Consider the following 18931-nt stretch of genomic DNA (forward strand, 5'->3'; position numbering starts at 1 on the left):
GCATCGCGTGGATCTGCACCGCCATTTGGCTACCGACAGTGGACAAGTCGACGTAGCGCCGCACCCGCGCCCCCTCGATCACGCCCGCCGGGCCGGTCGCCACCTCCAGCGACACACTCGGGGTGGGCAGGCTGGCCAGCACCGTTTCGGCGCGGTCGGCGACCTCCTTGGCCGACGACGCCGGGCGGGCGCCAAGGGCGACGACGCGCTCGAGTGCCTCGCCGCTCGTGTCGAAGGCGACGACGTCGTGATTTTCCCGGAGGAGGCGGGATGCCATGGGAAGGCCCATATTTCCGAGTCCGATGAACCCGATCTTCATGTTGGGTCCCTTACCCCGATGGTGGCGACCGGCCCGGCGGGCGTGATCGAGGGGGCGCGGGTGCGGCGCTACGTCGACTTGTCCACTGTCGGTAGCCAAATGGCGGTGCAGCTCCCCGCGATGCGAAAGCTGTCGACGGCGGCCGGCACGCCGGCGTAGATGGCCACCTGCAGGAAGACCTCGCGGATTTCCTCACGGGTGACACCGTTGGTCAGCGCCGCCTTGATGTGTGTGCGTAATTCGTTGGGCCGGTTGAGCACCGAGATCATCGCCAGGTTGAGCATGCTGCGGGTCTTGCGCGGGAGTTCCTCGCGGCCCCAGACGGCACCCCAGCAGTATTCGGTGACGAGGTCTTGCAGGGGCCCGGTGAAGTCGTCCGCGTTGGCCAACGCGCGGTTGACATACTCCTCGCCCAGCACCTCGGAGCGGATGTCAAGCCCCCGCTGGTAGGTTTCGCGATCCAATGCACATCTCCCTTCAATTCGGGGCAGCGGCCCTCGATGTAGTCGCGCGTGCGCTGGCGAGGTTCCGATTGCCTGAGCGCAGTCTTGCACCGTGGTCGCTCGGCGGGGTCTACAGTCGAGGTTCTAATGAAGCTGTCCACTTTCTGTTCTCATTGCCGCCGGACGGGTGCTTCAACGTCGCGGTAACCAAAAGTCTTGCGCCGCAAGGAATACGAACTGACGGTGCGGACCTGGGCGACTCTGGACGTAGAGGAGAAGCAGTGACCGGAGCAAGCGCTGACATCTGGGAAGTGATGTCGACGGCCCGGACCATCCGGCGCTTCACCGACGAGCCGGTGGACGATGCGACCCTGGCGCGGTGTCTCGAGGCGGCCAGGTGGGCCCCCTCGGGCGCCAATGCGCAAGGCTGGCGATTCGTGGTGCTGCAATCGCCCGAGCAGCGGGCGGTGGTGGCCAAGGCCGCGGCCCACGCGCTGGAAGTGATCGAGCCGGTCTACGGCATGAACCGGCCCGCCGACGACGACAACAGCCGTCGAGCCCGCACCTACCGTGCGACATACGAATTGCACGACCGCGCCGGTGAATTCACTTCGGTCCTGTTCGCCCAGGCGCATTACCCGACGGCGTCCGAACTGCTGCTCGGCGGTTCGATCTTTCCCGCCATGCAGAACTTCCTACTGGCCGCCAGGGCCCAGGGCCTGGGTGCCTGCCTGACCAGCTGGGCCTCGTACGGCGGTGAGCAGCTGCTGCGGGAGGCCGTCGGGGTACCCGAGGGCTGGATGATCGCCGGTCACATCGTGGTGGGGTGGCCGAAGGGCAAACATGGCCCGCTGCGACGGCGTCCGCTGGCCGAATTCGTCAACCTCGACCGCTGGGACCAAGCCGCCGACGGCGTCCTCGACGGTGCCCGAGCCCCCGGCTAGCTGGGCGCTCGAAGCCATTGGCCCGGCGAACCGGGCGCGCGGCGGGATGGCCTGTTTGATACCCCATGCCCGGATTCAGAGATTATTACTTCCGCAACCGAGAATGGTATTCTCGCCGTGACAGTCACGACGAGAGGCGGCGCGGATGCTGTTGGAGTTCGATGCTGACCAGCGACTGTGGCAGGACACGGTGCGCGACGCCGTCGCGAAGCAGTGCCCGCCGTCGTTGGTGCGCAGCGTGGCCGAAGAGGGCGTCGACCCGAGCCCGTTGTGGAAATCGTATGTTGACCAGGGCTGGACCGAGCTCAGCGATGCGGACAGCGCCGTCGAGTTGGCCATCGTGCTCGAGCAGCTCGGCCACGCCACCGACCCCACCCCTTACCTGGCGACGATGAGCCAGTTCGCGCCGCTCGCCGCGGACCGCTTCGACCCACACCAGTCGGGCACCGCGGTCTATAGCGGGGTCGCCGCGCACCGCGACGCCGAGGGTTGGGTCCTGGAAGGCACCGCGCGGCACGTGCTCGACGGAGATCGCGCGGATCGGCTGGCGGTGGTGACCGACGCCGGGGTGTTCCTGGTCGCGTCCGGTCAGGTGTCGGCCCGGCGCGCGGCGGTGTTCGATCCGGTACTGCACGTCGCCGACCTGTCGTTCGCCGAGGTTCGGGTGCCCGACAGTGACCGGCTGACCGTCGACGCGGAACGCGCTCACCATTTCGCGTTGACCGGCATGGCGATCACGATGGTGGGCGCCTGCCAACGCATCCTCGACCTGGTGCTCGAGCACGTGAGTAGCCGCCAGCAGTTCGGCGTGGCGATCGGCTCGTTCCAGGCCGTGCAGCACAAGGCCGCCGACATGCACGTCGCCGTGCAACGGGCGCGCGCGCTGGCCTACTTCGCCGCGTTGACGATCGCGGCCGACGATCCGCGCCGCCGGCTGGCGGCCGCGATGGCCAAGGCGTCGGCCGGCGAATGCCAGTCGCTGGTGTTCCGGCACGGCCTACAGCTGCATGGCGCAATGGGATTCACGTGGGAGAACGACCTGCAGTTCGCGCTGAAACGAGCCAAGGCGGGCGAGTTGATGCTCGGCGGCGCGGCGGAGCACCGGGCGCGGATCGCGGAGGAATACCGTGCAGCTGACTTTTGATTCCGACGTCGAGGAGTTCCGGGCGGAGTTCTCGGCGTTCCTTGATGAAAACCTGCCTCCCGCAAGCGAAACGCTCGAACGCCCCCGGTCGGTCTCGCACATGCCGCAGTGGGCCCGCGACTGGCAGCGGCTGTTGTTCGACAACGGCTGGCTGCTGCCCAGCCAGCCGCCGGAATTCGGCGGGCGCAACGCCACGGTCATTCAGCAGTTCGTCTATCTCGAGGAACTGAGCCGCCGGCGGATCTACCACAGCTTCAACCCGCAGGGCGTGAATATTGTTGGGGCATCGCTGTTGTCGTTCGGCAGCGACGAGCAGAAGCGGCGTTGGGCGGTGCCGATTTTGCGGGCCGAGATCACCGCTTCGCTCGGCATGAGCGAACCGAGCGCTGGTTCCGACCTGGCGTCGCTGCGCACTCGCGCGGTGCTGGACGGCGGTCACTTCGTGGTCAATGGCCAGAAGGTGTGGACCTCGGGGGCCCACGACGCCGACGTCCTGCTGACGTTCGTGCGGACCAATCCGGATGTCCCCAAGCACAAGGGAATCAGCGCGCTCATCATCCCCACCGATACCCCGGGGCTGGTGCGCCGGCCGTTCCCGTCGATCTGCGGTGCCGACGATCTCGATTTCAACGAGGTGTTCTTCACCGACGTTCGGGTGCCGGCCGAGAACCTGGTCGGGGAGCTCGACCAGGGGTGGCGGGTGGCCAACGGCTCGCTGGGCCATGAACGCACGATGATGTGGCTGGGTTTCGCCGATCGCCTGGAGAACATGATCGACGATTTCCATCCGAGCACCGACGTCGAGCGTGACCAATACGCCAGCACCATCATGGACAAGCAGGCCCTACGGCTGCTGGGTTCGGCGGCTCTGGCGCGCGCCGCGCGTGGCGAAGATGATGTGGCCGCGATCTCGGTGCTCAAGCTGCTCGGCTCCGAGGCTGAGTTGCGTGGCATGGAACTGGCGCTGACGTCCGCGGGTTCCGACGGACTGGTGCACCCGGGCCTGACGGGCCCGTACGCGCACATGAACCTCGACCACTACTTCGCCAGCTGGTTCGAGCGCTACGCCCGCAGCTTCTCCGGGACCATCGCCGGCGGCACGTCGGAGATCCAGCGCAACATCATCGCCCAGCGGGTACTCGGCCTGCCGCGCGGCTAGCGCGGTCATAGGGCTTGCTGAGAGCCGTTGCTGGGCAAGGCGATCCGACTCACACCCGGGGTGTGCAGCTGGCCGGCCAGCCACGGCAGCGCGGTGGAGAACGCCATGCCGGCGGTCGGCCAGTCGTGCTTTCCGGTCTGGGCCACCACCGCGCAGTCGATGCCGTTGGCTCGGCCCAGCCCGCACAGGGACGAGGCGGCCGCGGCCTGGTTGCCCGGGTCGGCGGCGGCGGCGCGACCGGCGACGGCCATTGCGGCGGTGTCCACGGTGGTGACGTCGCGGCGCGGTGAATCACCCGACGAGATGGCGAACCAACCGGATACCCCGGTGTAGCGTCCGTGGCGGTTGATCACCGTGGTCGGGTCGAATCTCGCCCACGCGTCGGCATCGCCGTCGAACAGGTTGGCGATGGTTTGCTCCTTGGTCCCGGTGTTGGGGGTCAGGTCGCCCTCGATGTCGACGAACGAGCTGAACATGTTGGGGTGCATGACGGTCAGGTCCACCGCGCAGGTTCCGCCCATCGACCAGCCGACGACACCCCAGCGGGACGGGTCGGGGCTGACACCGAAGTTCGAGACCAGGTAGGGCACAACGTCTTTGGTCAGGTGATCGGCCGCGTTGCCGTGGCTTCCGTTGACGCATTCGGTGTCGTTGTCGAAGGCGCCGCCCGGGTCGACGAACACCAGCACCGGCGCGTTGCCGCCGTGCGCGGCCGCGAAGGCGTCGACGGCGTCCACGGCGCCGCCGGCGCGCACCCAGTCGGCGGGCGTGTTGACCATGCCGCCGATCATCATCACCGTCGGCAACTGCGGCGGCGGGTAGCTGGCGAACCAGGCCGGCGGCAGGTAGACGAGTTCCTCACGGTGCTTGAATTGCGAAGCGTCTTCGGGGATCACGACCGGCACCAGGCTGCCGTGCGGCGGCTTGGAGCCCTTCGCCGCCAGCGTGGTCACCGTGGCCTTGTCGACCTGGTCGGGCAGCGGAACCGAGGTGAACTGATTCCACGCGCTCTGGACGGTCTGGAAGTAACCGACCCATTGGTTGAGCACCAGCAGCGAGCAGAGCAGGCACAGCGGCACGGCCAGGATGGATAGTCCGCGCCGCCACCACCGCGCACCGCGCCAGCCCAGGATCAGCACCGCCATGGCCACACCGACCAACGCGATCCAGACGTATAGCGCGTCCGGTGCCGCCGCGCTGATGCAGCGGCGCGCCCCGAGCGCCGTGCCGACCCCGGCGACGGCAGCGGCGGGCAGCCAGAGCAGGCGCCAACGACGCGATCGCCAGCCGGCGGCAACCGCCAGGGTGAGCGGGGTGACGATCTGGGCCGTGATCGGGACCCAACCGTGCATCAGAGATATGTGGTTGCCCAGTAGCGACATGGCGATTCCTCCTCCCGGGTGCCGGCGATTGAGCGGCATGAGAAAAGGATCGAATGCCGGCCTCGGCGGATCCTTGGTGAATCCTTGGGCACAGTCCTGGCGGCCGGAGCCCGGCGGCGCAGGTTCGCTGCGTCGAGTGTGAATCCACGGTGTCGAGTGTGAATCCATGGCGGCCGCCGCCGGCGTGTCGGCGCCCTCAGCTCACAGTGAAAGCCATGGGTTCACACGCAACGGTCGAACTAGCTGAAACGGCCTAGACCGGATCGAACTTGGTGATCAGCCAGGCGCCGTTGACTCGGGTCAAACTCACCAGCACGCTGCTGGAAGCCATCGCGGGGTCGGGAGTGTCCTTGCTCGTGGTGCTCTGGTCGACCAGCACCAGCACGACCGCCGAATTCGGGTGCAATTCCTGAACCGCGGCCCCCAACACCCGGGCGTTGGTTTTCAGCGACTTCTGCTTGGCTGCCGGCGCGACGATCTGTTCGGTGAACTGGTTGTAGTACGACAAGAAGTCCCCGGACAGGTGGGTCTTGGCGTTGGCGAAGTCCTTGTCGAGCGACTCCGGCGAGTACGACAGCAACGCGACGGTTCCGTCGGACGCCGCATTGGCGACCGTGCTCGCGACGCTGGCGTCGGTCTGTTTGTCGGGCCGGTACTGCTTGAAGTACAGCCAGGTCGCCGTGCCGCCGGAAAGCAGCAGCAGCACAATCAGAATCACGGGAACGACTTTCACCCTGCGCCGCGCAGGTGGAGCGCTACTTTCGTCGCGGTCGGTTTGGTCGACAGACTCGTGGTCGACGGAGTCGTCGGCAGTGTCGACGGCTGTGTCGATGCCGGGCTGGTCCTCGCTCACGGAATGAACTCCACGTTGGACATCTTGTATTGCCCGCCGTCGTTTTTCACGGTCACCTTCAGCCGCCAATTGCGTGGTGCGTCCTTGGCGCCCGCGGCGTTGGTGACGTGCGAGGTGGCCGCGACGAGAACCAACGCAAAATCCCCGTTGATCGTTTGTACGGCCGCCGCGTTCACGCTTCCCTGCGTGACCACTTTGGACTGTTCGACGACGGTCGTGAAATCCTTTGCGCGCGCTTGGAAGTCGTCCCGGAACGGGCCGGTCGAGCTGTCGATCACCCGTTGGACGTCCTCCTTGGCCTTGTTGAAGTCCATGGAAGTCAGGTTGACGACACCTTGTCGGGCGCCCGCGAGAATGTTCGCGGCGCGGTGGTTGCGCTCGATCGTTTCATTGTGGTTCCACACCATGTATCCGCTGGCGCCGAGGAAGGCGCAGATGAGCAGGATGACCGCCGCCTTCCACACCACGGACCACGAGGGCAGCCGCAGACGCCGCCGAGAGCGGGCCGACTTGGCTTGCGCTTCTGTCCCTTCGGCGGTTTCGTCGGAGGCTTCGCGCTCGTTCTCGGCTGCTTCGGTGCCGGTTGCCTCGACGGTTTCGGTGACGTCGTCGTCGGTCTCCGGCTCGGCGGTGTCGGTTCCGTCTTCTTCGGCGGCCGGCGCCTCTTGGGCGGTCTCGGGCTCGGTTGTGGCCGCGGTCGCTGTCTCGGTCTCGGTCTGGGCCAGCGCTTCGCGCCGGAGGCGGGCGGCGCGAGCGCGGGCGCGGGCCGCGGCGGCCAGCGCCTCGGCTTCGGCGGCCTCGGCCTCGGCCTCCTCGAGCAACGCCTGCACGTCGGCCTTCGAGGTGGCCGAATCCACCGGCGCCTTCTTCTCGTCAGCCATCGTGCCTGCTGCCCGTCGCCGTCATGATCGACCGACTCCTGTACCTCTCACGCGGCTACCATCGCACGAGCGAGAACGGCCAGCTGTTGGCGCCCCCCGGTCCGCCGCCGCAGCCGGTGTCGAACGTCGAGTCGACCTGACCCGCCAGCGTCACCGGATCCCACGAGTAGACGTCATGCGAGGGAAAGAACTGGACCACGCAACGCACACCGAAGGGGTCGTCAGCGGCCATGACATAGCGGCCATCGGTCAGATGGGCCTCTCCCCGCCAGGGCGCCGCCTGCCCGTTGGGTTGCGGCGTTGCGTACACCTGCAGGCATCCAGGCGCTGAATTAACGCACGGGTTGATCGACCAGATCCAGCTGTGGCCGGGATCCCGGTTCGTGTCCACCCGGTAATTGGAATACAGCATGTCCGCGTGGGCGCTCGGCGTGAGAGTCAGCGCGGCCATGGCAAGCGCAAGGCTCATTGCGAAAGTCTTCACCGATGCGTCTCCCTCTCTGCGCACGCGTTTGGCTCAAATATAAGACGCGGTCACGCTGAACAGGCCGACTCGCGAAATTCTGAACGGCTCAGTCGATGACCGCGGCTTCCTTGCGTTCGGTGATCGGCCGGGCGAGTTCCTGTTCGTCGCAGATGCGCTGAAGCTTCTCCAGTGTTTCGTCGAGGCCGGCCCCGATCTTGCGGCCGGGCGTGAAGGTGGCCGGCAGCTTGCGCATGCCCTGGATGACGCCGATGGTCTCGTAGTGAACGGTGCCCTCCGGATCGCATTTGTAGTCGGGCATCCGGTCGAGGACCGCGGTGAGCATGGATTTGAACACGGTGCGCGCCACGTTCGAGCCGATGCAGCGGTGCACGCCCAGCCCGAAGCTGAAGTGCCGGTTACCTTTACGGTCGAGGATGATCTGGTCCGGGTCGTGGAACACCGAGGGGTCGCGGTTGGCCATCGCCCACGAAATCCACAGCCGCTCACCCTCTTTGAACTGGGTGCCGTCGAGCTCGGTGTCCTCGGAGAAGGTCCGGCCATCTCCGGGCGCCGGGGTGAAGTAGCGCAAGAACTCCTCGGTCGCGGGGTCGAGCAGGGTCTTGCGCTCGTCGCTGAGCAGCTGTCGTTGCTGCGGGTGTTCTGAAAGCCATTCCAGCGAGTGGGCGGTCAGCGCGGTCGTGGTGTCGAAGCCCCCGCCGATGACCAGGCCGAGGTTCCCCAAGATTTCCAGCTCCGGGGCCGGCTCACCGTCGATGCGCATCTGGAGTAGGCCGTTGACGATTCCGGGCCGCGGGTTCGCGCGGATCTCGATCATATTGTTGACCATGTCGAGGCCCATCTCGCGGTGCATCGCGGTGACGCGCTCGATGTCGGGGGAGTGTTCGGGCGTGTACACCGCGGCATGAACCGGCTCGCTGTACAGGTTCCACTTCTTCAGCGGGATGCCCAGCATCGCCAGCGTGAAGACGGCGGGCACGATGTTGGCCAGGTCGTCCACGAAGTCGATGCGGCCACTTTCGATCTTCTCGTCCAGGCAGGCGCGCGTCACGTCGTCGATGAACGGTTCCCAGCGCTTGATCGCCGCGGGCGACAGGTACGGGTTGAGCACGGTTCGGTAGATGCGGTGCTCGGGGTCGTCCATCTCCAGGATCCCGCCGCGCACCGCGCTGACCCGGCTGGCCGTGGGGATCGAAATGCCTTTGTAGCCGCGGCGTTCGCCGTGGATGTCGTGATCGTTGGAGACGGCGGGGCAGCGGGCCAGCTCGAACACCTCGTGGCTGCCGGCCGCAACCCAGTGGCCGCCATAGGTATCCGTCCAGGCCATCGGGCACTTGGCGTGCATCTCTTCGGTGATCGCTTTGAACTTCGACCGGTATTCCGCGGAATGCCGGTCGAAGTGGTACCGGTTCTTCTTGCGGTCGCTGTCATTGACGACGTCGTCGACGCTCAATGCTCTGTCTCCCTATGTGTTTGCCGTAGCTACGGATCCGATAGCGGCTCAGGCGTCGTCGGTGATCATGATGGCCTGCTCCGGACAGGACTGCGCGGCCTCACGGACCTGGTCCTCGCGGTCGGCGGGCACCACCTCGTCGACCGCCGACGAGCTGCCGTCGATGTCGCTGAGCTGAAACGATTCCGGCGCGATCATGGCGCACAGGGTGTGGCCCTGGCACCGCTGTGAATCCACCCAGACCTTCACGGGTTGTCTCCTCTCACACTGGTTACCGGGCGCCGCCGACGAATCGCCACCGCTCAGGTGTTGCGACCGCCGTTGACGCCCAAGATCTGACCGGTGATGTAGCCGGCCTCCTCGGACACCAGGAACGCGCACGCCGCCGCGATGTCTTGCGGCGTGCCCATCCGGCGCACCGGCGTCCGCGCGATGGTCTCGTCGATGTCACCGAGGAATCCGTTCTTCTCGGCGGCGCGCAGCATCGGGGTGTCGATGAAGCCGGGCGGCACCGCGTTGACCGTGATGCCCTTGGGCCCGTACTCGAGTGCGAGCGACTTCGTCAGGCCGTTGACCGCCGACTTGGCCGCCACGTAATGACTCATGTAGGGCGCACCGGAATGCGTGCTCGACGACGAGATGTTGACGATGCGTCCCCATCCCGCCTCGATCATGTCGGGGAGCACCGCTTGGACGGTGTGGAAGACGCCGTTGAGGTTGACGTCGATCACCCGCTGCCAATCCTCGAAGGTGATGTTGTTGAACTTCTTGAACCCGTCGAGGCCGGCGGCGTTGACCAGAACCGTCACCGGCCCGAGTTGCGCGCGGACGGCCGACAGCGCCGCGTCCACTTGCGAGCGATCGGTGACGTCGGCGGTGAAGGCGAAATCGGCTTCCGACGGCCGCAGATCGATGGAGGCGACGTTCAAACCGTCCGCCCGCAGGCGTTGCGCGACGGCGAGGCCGATGCCGGATCCGCCGCCGGTGACTACCGCAGTCTTCATGTAGAGGCCTCTGCTCCGGAGGGGGCCATTTCAGTCACAAAGAATCTCCCTTACAATTATGAGAACCCTACTCTCCGCGCGGAGCGCCGTGCAACATGCGCCTAACACCGCGTCCGGCCTGCGGGAAAGACCCTGGCCGGCAGTGTACGGCCGGTTGCGGCCCTGGTCAGCACCCCCGATCTCATTCCTGAGACTTTCTTGAATTATCGAAAGTCGAATGTAAGATTCGCCGGGGAAGAGAATGAAATTATCGTGATCGCCACCACACTAGGGGGTACGGAATGCCTGCCCAGGACACGGCAGAGCCCGCCACTGGAACCACAGTGACCGTCGCGGATGCCGCGCCTGAGTCCCACGTCGACCGCCGTCTGTTGATCGATGGCCGGCTGGTCAGCGCCGACAGGACGTTCCCCTCGATCAACCCCGCAACGGGTGCTGTGATCGGGCATGCGCCGGACGCCGGTGGCGAGGAAGCTCAAGCGGCGATCGCGGCCGCCCGGCGGGCGTTCGACGAGACCAGCTGGCCCACCGACGTCGAGTTGCGGATCCGCTGCCTCGACCAGTTGCACCAGGCGCTCGTCGACCACGCCGAGGAGTTGCGCGACCTCACCATCGCCGAAGTGGGCGCCACCCGCGCACTGACCCAGGGCGCTCAGCTCGACGAGCCGATCGGCATCGTGCGCTTCTACGCGGACCTGCTGCGCACCTATCGGTTCACCGAGGACCTGGGCGAAAAAGAATCGCGAGGCATGCTCCACCACCGCTGGGTGGAAAAGGAAGCCGCCGGGGTGGTCGGCGCCATCATCGCTTACAACTACCCCAACCAGCTCGCGCTGGCGAAGCTCGCCCCGGCGCTGGCCGCCGGATGCACGGTGGTGCTCAAGGGCGCCCCGGACACACCGCTGGTCACGCTGGCGCTCGGCGAGCTGATCGCCAATCACACCGACATTCCGGCCGGGGTCGTGAACGTGCTGAGCTCGTCGGACCCGGCTGCCGGGGTAGCCCTGACCACCAGCCCGGACGTCGACGTCATCACCTTCACCGGGTCGACTGCGGTCGGGCGCAAGATCATGGCCGCGGCGAGCGACACCGTGAAGCGGGTCTTTCTGGAGCTGGGCGGCAAGTCGGCGGCGATCATTCTCGATGACGCCGACTTCGCCAACGCGGCCCTGTTCGCGGCGTTCAGCATGGTCACCCATGCGGGCCAGGGCTGTGCGCTCACGTCCCGGCTGTTGGTGCCCAGGTCGCACCACGACGAAATCGTCGAACTGATCGCGCAGAACTTCGCCAAGGTGCGCCACGGCGACCCGGCCGATCCCAAAACCTATATGGGACCGCTGATCAACGAGCAACAGCGGGACAAGGTCGACGGCATGGTGCAGCGCGCCGTGGCCGCCGGGGCGACCCTGGTCACCGGGGGCAAGCGACTCGACCCGGGCTACTTCTATGCGCCGACGCTGCTGACCAACGTCGATCCCGACAGCGAGGTCGCCCAGGACGAGATCTTCGGGCCGGTGCTCGTGGTGATCGCGTTCGACGATGACGACGACGCCGTGCGCATCGCCAACAACTCGATCTACGGGCTCGCGGGCGCGGTGTTCAGCCGCGATCAGGACCGCGCGCTGGCCGTGGCGCGCCGCATCCGGACCGGATCCTTCTCCATCAACGGCGGCAACTATTTCGGCGCGGATAGCCCGTTCGGGGGTTTCAAGCAGTCGGGCGTGGGCCGGGAGATGGGCGTCGCCGGGCTCGAGGAGTTCCTCGAGCGCAAGACCTTCGCCGTGCCCGCCGTCTCAGCGAAAGGAGCCGGCGCATGAGGCCGCTCGAAGGCATCCGCGTCCTCGAAGTCGCTATGTATGGGTTCGTGCCCTCGGCGGGTGCGGTGCTCGCCGAATGGGGTGCCGACGTGGTCAAGGTCGAGCACGCGGTGACCGGTGATCCGCAACGTGGACTGCGACAGACCGGGATGCTGCGCGTCGAGGGCGATCCCAACCCCAACATCGAGCACGCCAACCGCGGCAAGCGCAGCATCGGGCTGGACATGTCGGTGCCCGAGGGTAAGGAGGTGCTCTATGAGCTGGCCCGCCGCTCGGATGTGTTCCTCACCAGCTTCCTGCCCGACCACCGGCGCAAGTTCGGCATCGACGTCGATGACATCCGGGCGGTGAACCCGAAGATCGTCTACGCGCGCGGCAGTGCGCTCGGCCCGCGCGGCGAAGAGTCGACCAAAGGCGGCTACGACATGACCGCCTTCTGGTGCCGGGCCGGTACGGCCGCCACCATCACTCCGGCCGGCATGCCGGGCATGATCGCGCCGCCCGGACCGGCGTACGGCGACACCATCTCGGGTACCAACCTGGCCGGCGGCATCGCGGCGGCGCTGCTCAAGCGCGAGCGCACCGGCGAACCGTCGGTGGTCGACGTGTCGTTGCTGGGCAGCGGGCTGTGGTCGCTGGGGCACACGGTCGCGCTGACAAAGCATCTGAACCAGCGGCTGGAATCGCCGCCGCCGGGCGTGCACGGCGCGCCCAACAACCCGCTGGTGGGTTTGTACACGACATCCGACGGCCGCTACATCTCCTTCGTGATGATGCAGCCCACCAAGTTCTGGGCCGACGTGTGCCGCCACGTCGACCTGCCCGAGTTGGCCGATGATCCGCGCTTCGACACCGTGGAGAACATCGCCGCCAACACCGCGGACGCGGTCGAGCTGCTGACCAAGGCCATCGCCGGCCGCACGCTGGCCGAGTGGAGCGAGCGCTTCGCCACGCTCTCCGGGCCGTGGGCGCCCGTGCAGGACACCCTGCAAGCGGCCGAGGATGCGCAGATCCGCTCGAACGAGTACCTGGTGCGGGCGGGCGAACTCGAGCTGGTGGCCAACCCGGTACAGTTCGACGTCGCAGCGCCACAGACCGGGCCAGCCCCCGGATTCGCAGAGCAGACCGACGAAATCCTGATGGAGCTCGGCCTCGACTGGGACCGCATCATCGAACTCAAGACGGCCGGCGCCGTCACGTGAGCACTATTTGGACTGGAGTCAGCAGCGACATGCTTGAGCCGACCGTCGCTTGCGTTGGGACGCAGTCGCCTTGCGCCCGTGCACCAATCGCGGAATGCGCGATAACGGTTATGCATTTTTCGCTCCGCCCGGACGCGGCATGAGTCATAATCGCCGGACGCTTCAAGACGTGGGGCCCCTCGTTTTGCAGCGCCAACTCACGCAACAGAACGGAGGTCTGGCGTGAGCGAGGTCGCGGCTGTCACTTCCAAGGTCGATGCCGGAAATTGGCTGCCCGCTGAGCATTTCGCCCTCGTCAGCGGGCGTTTACGGCCGTCAATTCTGCTGAACTTACCGCAGCCGTTGCGCCAGAACAAGACTGCCGGTCTCGTAGCGTGGAAAGGGCCTGACGCCGATGGCAACTAAGGGCGCCGACCACTGGTCAGCGGGATTACCGCAGCTGAAACTGAAATTCGACTTCACCGGGCCCATGCACGCCGTCGGCGCCCTGTTCGCGATGTCCGCCGACGCGGTCAAGTACCTGTTCCGCCGGCCCTTCCAGTGGCGGGAGTTCTTGGAGCAGTCCTGGTTTGTCGCGCGGGTGTCGCTGGCTCCCACCTTGCTGGTCGCCATCCCGTTCACCGTCCTGGTCAGCTTCACGCTCAACATCCTTTTGCGCGAACTGGGCGCGGCGGATCTCTCCGGTGCGGGCGCCGCGTTCGGTGCTGTCACCCAGCTCGGCCCGCTGGTCACGGTTTTGATCGTTGCGGGTGCCGGCGCTACGGCAATGTGCGCGGATCTGGGGGCGCGGACGATTCGCGAGGAAATCGACGCGATGGAGGTGCTGGGCATCAACCCGGTGCAACGTCTGGTCACACCGCGCATGCTGGCATCAGGATTGGTCGCCTTCCTGCTCAACAGCCTGGTGGTCATCATCGGCGTCCTTGGCGGTTACGTCTTTTCGGTATTTGTCCAAGACGTCAACCCCGGCGCGTTCGCTGCGGGCATCACGTTGCTCACCGGTGTTCCCGAGGTGATCATTTCGTGCGTCAAGGCAGCGCTTTTCGGCCTCATCGCCGGCCTGGTCGCCTGCTACCGGGGCCTGTCGATCACCGGCGGTGGCGCCAAGGCCGTTGGCAACGCGGTGAACGAAACCGTCGTCTACGCCTTCATGTCGCTGTTCGTCGTCAACGTGGTGGTCACCGCGATCGGCATCAAGATGACGGCGAAGTAGGGCTGCCATGGCACTGAGGGCCGCATATCCGCGTCTGACCCGTCAACTCGAGAGGCCGGTCGCCCTGATGGGGCGGATCGGCGATCACACCCTGTTCTATGGCAAGGCGCTCGCCGGGGTGCCCTTCGCTGCCACCCACTACACGCGCGAAGTCATTCGACTGGTCGCCGAGATCAGCATGGGCGCGGGCACTTTGGCGATGATCGGCGGAACCGTGGTGATCGTCGGCTTCTTGACGCTGGCGGCGGGCGGCACCCTGGCCATCCAGGGGTACACCTCGCTGGGCAACATCGGCATCGAGGCGCTGACGGGCTTTCTGGCCGCGTTCATCAACGTGCGCATCGCGGCACCGGTGGTCGCCGGGATCGGTCTGGCGGCCACCTTCGGCGCCGGCGTGACCGCTCAGCTGGGTGCCATGCGGATCAACGAAGAAGTGGATGCCTTGGAGAGCATGGCCATTCGGCCGGTCGCCTACCTGGTCAGCACCAGGATCCTGGCGGGAATGATGGCGATCACGCCGCTGTACAGCATCGCCGTCATCCTGTCGTTCGTGGCCAGCCAGTTCACCACCACGTTCCTACTGGGACAGTCGCAGGGTTTGTATCAGCACTACTTCAACACGTTCCTGAATCCGATCGACTTGTTGTGGTCGTTCCTGCAGGCGATTCTGATGGCGCTCACCATCCTGCTGATCCACACCTACTACGGCTATTTCGCCTCGGGGGGACCGGCCGGCGTCGGCAACGCGACCGGCAACGCGGTGCGCACCTCGCTCATCGTCGTGGTTTCGGTGACCCTGTTGGTCTCGCTTTCTATCTACGGTACGAACGGCAACTTCAACCTGTCCGGTTAGCAGAGGAGGTGAAACAGCAATGACGCAGAATGTTCCGGCGGGTCGCGGCGCGGTCGGGGGGCGACCGGCGCGCACCGGCCATGCGCGGCCGCCGGCCGGGCGCAACTACCTGCCACCCTTGCTCGGACTGGCCACCGTCCTCATCATCGGTCTGATCTTCGCCGTCGCGGTGGGTCTGTTTCAGGGCTCCTTCACCACCACCGTGCCGGTGACGGTCATCTCGCAACGAGCCGGCCTGGTCATGAACCCCGACGCCAAGGTCAAGATGCGCGGCGTGCAGGTGGGTAAGGTGTCCTCAATCCAGCCGCTGCCCAACGGTGAGGCCGCCATTCACTTGGCGATGGACCCGTCGCAGATGCACTTCATCCCCGGCAACGTGCTCGTCAATATCGCCTCGTCGACGGTATTCGGCGCGAAGTCCGTCGAGCTGGTCCCGCCCGACCAGCCCTCGGCCCAACGGCTACGCAGCGGCCAGACGCTGCGGGGCCAGCACGTCATGGTCGAAATCAACACCGTATTCCAGCAATTGGTGTCGGTGCTGAGCCACATCGACCCGCCCAAGCTCAACGAGTCGCTGGGTGCGCTGGCACAGGCGTTCAGCGGGCGGGGTCCACAGCTTGGCCAGTCGCTGAGCGACCTGGATTCGTTCCTGGCCAGGCTGGAGCCGAGCCTGCCCGCATTCCGGCACGACCTCGCTGTCTTGCCGGCGGTGTCCAACGCCTATGCCGACGCGGCACCCGACCTCATTAAGACCGCCGCCAATGCGACCCGGATCAGCAAGACACTTGTCGATGAACAGCACAACCTGGATGCGTTGCTGATCAGCGCGATCGGCTTGGCCGACATCGGCAATGACGTGTTGTCGACGAACCGCCAACCGCTGACAAATGTCTTGCATCTGCTGGTGCCGACGACCGATCTGACCAATGAGTACGCTCCGGCGCTCAACTGCGCTTTCGCGGGGCTCGTACAGATATCGCATGGGGCGCCGTTGTCGGAACCCAGCATCAACATCTCGGCGAGCCTCACGTGGGGCGCCGAGCGTTACCGCTATCCGACGAACCTGCCCAAGGTTGCGGCGACGGGCGGCCCGCAGTGCGTCGGTTTGCCGAAGCTGCCGTTCAACACGGCCCCACCGCAGCTGATTGCCGATACCGGCGCGAATCCCGTGAACTACGGAAACCCGCAGCTGTTGATCAACTCCGATCTCCTCAAGCAGCTGTTGTACGGGCCGATCGCCGGACCGCCACGTAACTCCGCGCAGATCGGACAGCCCGGATGAGAACGCGCGCAACGCTGATCAAGTTCACGATCTTTGCGGTCGTGATGGCGATGCTTACCGCCTTCCTGTTCTTCATCTTCGGCCAGTACCGGACGGGTTCTGTGACCGAGTATTCGGCGGTGTTCACCGACGTGTCGCGTCTCAAGCCGGGCCAATCGGTGCGGGTCGCCGGGATCCGGGTGGGCACCGTCAACAGTGTGTCGCTGCAGCCGGACAAGAAGGTTGTGGTGAAGTTCGACGCCGACCGCAACGTCGTCCTCACCGAGGGCAGCAGGGCGGCGGTCCGCTACCTCAACCTGGTGGGTGATCGCTACCTCGAACTCGTCGACGGTCCCGGCTCGCCCAAGCGGCTGCCGGCAGGGGGTCAGATTCCGGTCAGCCGCACCGCTCCAGCGCTCGACCTCGATCTGCTGCTCGGCGGGCTGAAACCCGTTACGCAGGGCCTGAATGCGCGCGATGTCAACGAGCTGACGTCTGGGTTGTTGCAGGTCTTCCAGGGTCAGGGCGGAACACTCGAGTCGCTGTTCTCCAAAACGACCTCGTTTTCAAATGCCCTGGCCGACAACGACCAAACCGTGCAGCAACTGATCGACAACCTCAACATCGTGATCGGCACGGTTGCCAAGGACGGCAAGCAGTTCTCCGGCGCGATCGATCGCCTCGAGCAGCTTGTCAGCGGCCTGTCGGGTGACCGGGACACGATCGGGTCCGCAATTGACGCCCTGGACAAGGGAACAGCCTCGCTGGCGGATCTGCTGGCCGAGGCCCGCCCGCCGCTGTCGGGCACCATCGCCCAGTTGAACCGGCTGGCGCCGATCCTCGATGGCGACAGGGACCGCCTCGACGCCGCGATCGCGAAGGCACCGCAGAACTACCGAAAGCTCGTCCGGCTCGGCGTGAACGGCGCCACCATCCCGTACTACCTCTGCCAGTTCGGGCTCCGCGGCACGGATCTTTCAGGTAAGACCGTGCGCGCCAACATCTTCAGGTCAGATGCAGGAAGGTGCACGGAACCCTAATGCTCAAGTATCGCGGAGCTGGGCTCGTCAAGCCCGGACTCATCGGCGTCGTCCTGGCGGTGATGGTCATCCTGGTCGGACTGTCGCCCGACCGATTCATCCAATGGGCGACGATGGTGCGCTACCAGGCGCTGTTCACCGAAGCCGGCGGCCTGGCGGTAGGCAACCCCGTGATCGTGTCGGGCATGAAGGTCGGCTCCGTCTCGGATGTGAAGCTCAGCCATGGCGACGCTCTGGTGACGTTCGCGATGAAGGGCAACATCCTGCTCGGCTCCGAGACTTCCGCGCACATCCGCACCGGCACGCTGCTGGGCGAGCGAATGCTGACGGTGGAGTCCGCCGGCAGCGGCACGATGCACCCGATGACGCTGATCCCCGTCTCGCGCACGTCTTCTCCCTATTCGCTGAGCGAAGCGGTCAGTGACCTGACGTCGGACACGGCCGGCACCAACACCACCGCGCTGAATCAGTCGCTGGACACGCTGGCGGCGACGCTCGACCAGATCGCACCCCAGATGGGGCCGGCCTTCGACGCGCTCACCCGGCTATCGCGAACCCTCAACAGCCGCAACAAGAACCTGGGCGAGTTGTTCAAGAGCGCCGGCGACGTCACCGGGATACTTTCGGAACGCAGCATGCAGGTCAACAAGCTCATCCTCAACTCCGATTCCCTGCTCCAAGTGCTGGTCGCACGCCGGCAAGAGATCGTCGACCTGCTGGCCAACACCTCGGTGGTGGCCAAGCAGCTCACGGGGTTGGTGCACGACAACGAAGCCACACTCGCACCTACTCTGGAGCGGCTGAACCGGGTGACCGGCGTCCTGGAGAAGAACCGCGACAACATCGGCAAAGCGCTGCCGGGCCTCGCCAAATTCCAGATCACAGTCGGCGAGGCAATCTCCGGTATGTACGCCTACCAGGCGTTCGCCCCGAACTTCCTTGTTCCGCAACTCTTCCAGGAGTTGTTCGACTACCTCTGGGGATTCCGCACCTTCGATACCTCCAAGGGTCCCGGCTTCCCGTCACCGGTACCTCGGGCCCTAACCCCCTGGCCGTACAACCTCATTCCACAGTGCCCTGGCTGCACGTTGGGCGGACGGATCGGAGGATCACAGTGAGCTCCCGGATCTCCCGGATTCCGCGCAAGCGGCTGGCGGCCGTGACGGCGGCCGTCCTGGTCGGGCTGATCATTGCCGGCGCCGCCATGGTCGTCCGGAACACGTTCTTCGGGCCACGCACGATCACCGCGTATTTCACCACCGCCACCGCGATCTATCCCCATGACGAGGTGCGGGTGTCCGGTGTCAAGGTCGGCAACATCAAATCCATTCAGCCGCAGGGCACCCAGGCCAAGATGGTCCTCAAGGTCGACCGCGGCGTGCCCATTCCGGCGGACGCCAAGGCGGTGATCGTCGCGCCGAATCTGGTGGCCGCTCGCTACGTCCAGCTCTCGCCGGCCTATCGCGACAGTGGGCCGGT

21 protein-coding genes are annotated in these 18931 nt (G+C 66.0%); 12 read left to right on the forward strand and 9 right to left on the reverse strand.

The window, feature by feature from the left end:
* The coding region (locus A5646_RS18950; protein WP_197505238.1) for an NAD(P)-binding domain-containing protein at positions 1–319 on the reverse strand (319 nt) is incomplete at its 3' end.
* Positions 320–387: 68 nt separating this feature from the next.
* Complete coding sequence (locus A5646_RS18955) at positions 388–783, reverse strand: carboxymuconolactone decarboxylase family protein (RefSeq protein ID WP_067023385.1); 396 nt, start codon at positions 781–783, stop codon at positions 388–390.
* Between the two features lie 293 nt (positions 784–1076).
* Here A5646_RS18955 and A5646_RS18960 point away from each other — a divergent pair, with 293 nt between their 5' ends.
* From A5646_RS18960 to A5646_RS18970, 3 genes are all read left to right on the forward strand, one after another.
* Positions 1077–1706 carry a nitroreductase family protein gene (locus A5646_RS18960; RefSeq protein ID WP_067023388.1) on the forward strand — a complete coding sequence of 210 codons (630 nt, stop codon included), beginning with the start codon at positions 1077–1079 and terminating at the stop codon, positions 1704–1706.
* Between the two features lie 145 nt (positions 1707–1851).
* Entirely contained in the window at positions 1852–2850 is a 999-nt protein-coding gene (locus A5646_RS18965) for an acyl-CoA dehydrogenase family protein (RefSeq protein WP_066864359.1), read from the forward strand.
* Complete coding sequence (locus A5646_RS18970; protein WP_067023391.1) at positions 2834–4009, forward strand: acyl-CoA dehydrogenase family protein; 1176 nt, start codon at positions 2834–2836, stop codon at positions 4007–4009. The genes A5646_RS18965 and A5646_RS18970 overlap by 17 nt, the downstream gene beginning before the upstream one ends.
* A gap of 5 nt (positions 4010–4014) precedes the next feature.
* Here A5646_RS18970 and A5646_RS18975 read toward each other — a convergent pair whose 3' ends face one another.
* The 7 genes from A5646_RS18975 to A5646_RS19005 form a co-directional block, all read right to left on the reverse strand.
* Positions 4015–5430 carry an alpha/beta hydrolase gene (locus A5646_RS18975; protein ID WP_369806967.1) on the reverse strand — a complete coding sequence of 472 codons (1416 nt, stop codon included), beginning with the start codon at positions 5428–5430 and terminating at the stop codon, positions 4015–4017.
* A 214-nt stretch (positions 5431–5644) separates the two neighbouring features.
* The gene (locus A5646_RS18980; protein WP_066864350.1) at positions 5645–6244 is read right to left on the reverse strand and encodes a hypothetical protein; all 600 of its coding nucleotides are present in this window, start codon (positions 6242–6244) and stop codon (positions 5645–5647) included.
* A complete protein-coding gene (locus A5646_RS18985) occupies positions 6241–7125 on the reverse strand; it encodes a hypothetical protein (protein WP_066864347.1) in 885 nt (294 codons plus the stop codon). The genes A5646_RS18980 and A5646_RS18985 overlap by 4 nt, the downstream gene beginning before the upstream one ends.
* A 55-nt stretch (positions 7126–7180) precedes the next feature.
* Complete coding sequence (locus A5646_RS18990) at positions 7181–7576, reverse strand: hypothetical protein (protein WP_067023397.1); 396 nt, start codon at positions 7574–7576, stop codon at positions 7181–7183.
* A gap of 121 nt (positions 7577–7697) precedes the next feature.
* Positions 7698–9062 (reverse strand): cytochrome P450, encoded by a 1365-nt coding sequence (locus A5646_RS18995; RefSeq protein WP_066880498.1) that lies wholly within the window; start codon positions 9060–9062, stop codon positions 7698–7700.
* Between the two features lie 48 nt (positions 9063–9110).
* Positions 9111–9311 (reverse strand): ferredoxin, encoded by a 201-nt coding sequence (locus A5646_RS19000; protein ID WP_067023400.1) that lies wholly within the window; start codon positions 9309–9311, stop codon positions 9111–9113.
* Positions 9312–9364: 53 nt separating this feature from the next.
* Entirely contained in the window at positions 9365–10066 is a 702-nt protein-coding gene (locus A5646_RS19005) for an SDR family NAD(P)-dependent oxidoreductase (protein ID WP_067023405.1), read from the reverse strand.
* A 281-nt stretch (positions 10067–10347) separates the two neighbouring features.
* Between A5646_RS19005 and A5646_RS19010 the strand changes: the two genes are divergently transcribed.
* From A5646_RS19010 to A5646_RS19045, 9 genes are all read left to right on the forward strand, one after another.
* Positions 10348–11883 carry an aldehyde dehydrogenase family protein gene (locus A5646_RS19010; protein WP_067023408.1) on the forward strand — a complete coding sequence of 512 codons (1536 nt, stop codon included), beginning with the start codon at positions 10348–10350 and terminating at the stop codon, positions 11881–11883.
* Positions 11880–13085, forward strand: coding sequence for a CaiB/BaiF CoA-transferase family protein (locus A5646_RS19015; protein WP_066864329.1), 1206 nt, complete (start codon positions 11880–11882; stop codon positions 13083–13085). The genes A5646_RS19010 and A5646_RS19015 overlap by 4 nt, the downstream gene beginning before the upstream one ends.
* Positions 13086–13307: 222 nt before the next feature.
* A complete protein-coding gene (locus A5646_RS29085) occupies positions 13308–13490 on the forward strand; it encodes a hypothetical protein (RefSeq protein ID WP_156748926.1) in 183 nt (60 codons plus the stop codon).
* Positions 13480–14298, forward strand: a complete 819-nt coding sequence (locus tag A5646_RS19020) for an ABC transporter permease (protein ID WP_066864326.1) — start codon at positions 13480–13482, stop codon at positions 14296–14298. The genes A5646_RS29085 and A5646_RS19020 overlap by 11 nt, the downstream gene beginning before the upstream one ends.
* 7 nt (positions 14299–14305) lie before the next feature.
* Positions 14306–15151 (forward strand): ABC transporter permease, encoded by an 846-nt coding sequence (locus A5646_RS19025; RefSeq protein ID WP_066864323.1) that lies wholly within the window; start codon positions 14306–14308, stop codon positions 15149–15151.
* A gap of 19 nt (positions 15152–15170) precedes the next feature.
* Positions 15171–16433, forward strand: coding sequence for an MCE family protein (locus tag A5646_RS19030; protein WP_066880503.1), 1263 nt, complete (start codon positions 15171–15173; stop codon positions 16431–16433).
* Positions 16430–17452 carry an MCE family protein gene (locus A5646_RS19035; RefSeq protein ID WP_066864316.1) on the forward strand — a complete coding sequence of 341 codons (1023 nt, stop codon included), beginning with the start codon at positions 16430–16432 and terminating at the stop codon, positions 17450–17452. The genes A5646_RS19030 and A5646_RS19035 overlap by 4 nt, the downstream gene beginning before the upstream one ends.
* The gene (locus A5646_RS19040; protein ID WP_066864312.1) at positions 17452–18570 is read left to right on the forward strand and encodes an MCE family protein; all 1119 of its coding nucleotides are present in this window, start codon (positions 17452–17454) and stop codon (positions 18568–18570) included. Before A5646_RS19035 ends, A5646_RS19040 begins: the two co-directional genes overlap by 1 nt.
* Positions 18567–18931: MlaD family protein (locus tag A5646_RS19045; RefSeq protein ID WP_156765646.1), on the forward strand; the 365-nt coding region annotated here is incomplete at its 3' end. The genes A5646_RS19040 and A5646_RS19045, both read left to right, overlap by 4 nt.

It is taken from the genome of Mycobacterium sp. 1245499.0 (assembly GCF_001673615.1).
Lineage (GTDB): Bacteria > Actinomycetota > Actinomycetes > Mycobacteriales > Mycobacteriaceae > Mycobacterium > Mycobacterium europaeum_A.

Bases quoted from the DNA above. Each gene is read 5' to 3' on its own strand.
- A5646_RS19020 (WP_066864326.1), top strand. From the start codon at position 13,480: ATGGCAACTAAGGGCGCCGACCACTGGTCAGCGGGATTACCGCAGCTG.
- A5646_RS19010 (WP_067023408.1), top strand. From the start codon at position 10,348: ATGCCTGCCCAGGACACGGCAGAGCCCGCCACTGGAACCACAGTGACC.
- A5646_RS18985 (WP_066864347.1), bottom strand. From the start codon at position 7,125: ATGGCTGACGAGAAGAAGGCGCCGGTGGATTCGGCCACCTCGAAGGCC.
- A5646_RS18990 (WP_067023397.1), bottom strand. From the start codon at position 7,576: ATGGCCGCGCTGACTCTCACGCCGAGCGCCCACGCGGACATGCTGTAT.
- A5646_RS18975 (WP_369806967.1), bottom strand. From the start codon at position 5,430: ATGCCGCTCAATCGCCGGCACCCGGGAGGAGGAATCGCCATGTCGCTA.
- A5646_RS18960 (WP_067023388.1), top strand. From the start codon at position 1,077: ATGTCGACGGCCCGGACCATCCGGCGCTTCACCGACGAGCCGGTGGAC.
- A5646_RS19030 (WP_066880503.1), top strand. From the start codon at position 15,171: ATGACGCAGAATGTTCCGGCGGGTCGCGGCGCGGTCGGGGGGCGACCG.
- A5646_RS19040 (WP_066864312.1), top strand. From the start codon at position 17,452: ATGCTCAAGTATCGCGGAGCTGGGCTCGTCAAGCCCGGACTCATCGGC.
- A5646_RS19015 (WP_066864329.1), top strand. From the start codon at position 11,880: ATGAGGCCGCTCGAAGGCATCCGCGTCCTCGAAGTCGCTATGTATGGG.
- A5646_RS18965 (WP_066864359.1), top strand. From the start codon at position 1,852: ATGCTGTTGGAGTTCGATGCTGACCAGCGACTGTGGCAGGACACGGTG.
- A5646_RS19035 (WP_066864316.1), top strand. From the start codon at position 16,430: ATGAGAACGCGCGCAACGCTGATCAAGTTCACGATCTTTGCGGTCGTG.
- A5646_RS19025 (WP_066864323.1), top strand. From the start codon at position 14,306: ATGGCACTGAGGGCCGCATATCCGCGTCTGACCCGTCAACTCGAGAGG.
- A5646_RS19005 (WP_067023405.1), bottom strand. From the start codon at position 10,066: ATGAAGACTGCGGTAGTCACCGGCGGCGGATCCGGCATCGGCCTCGCC.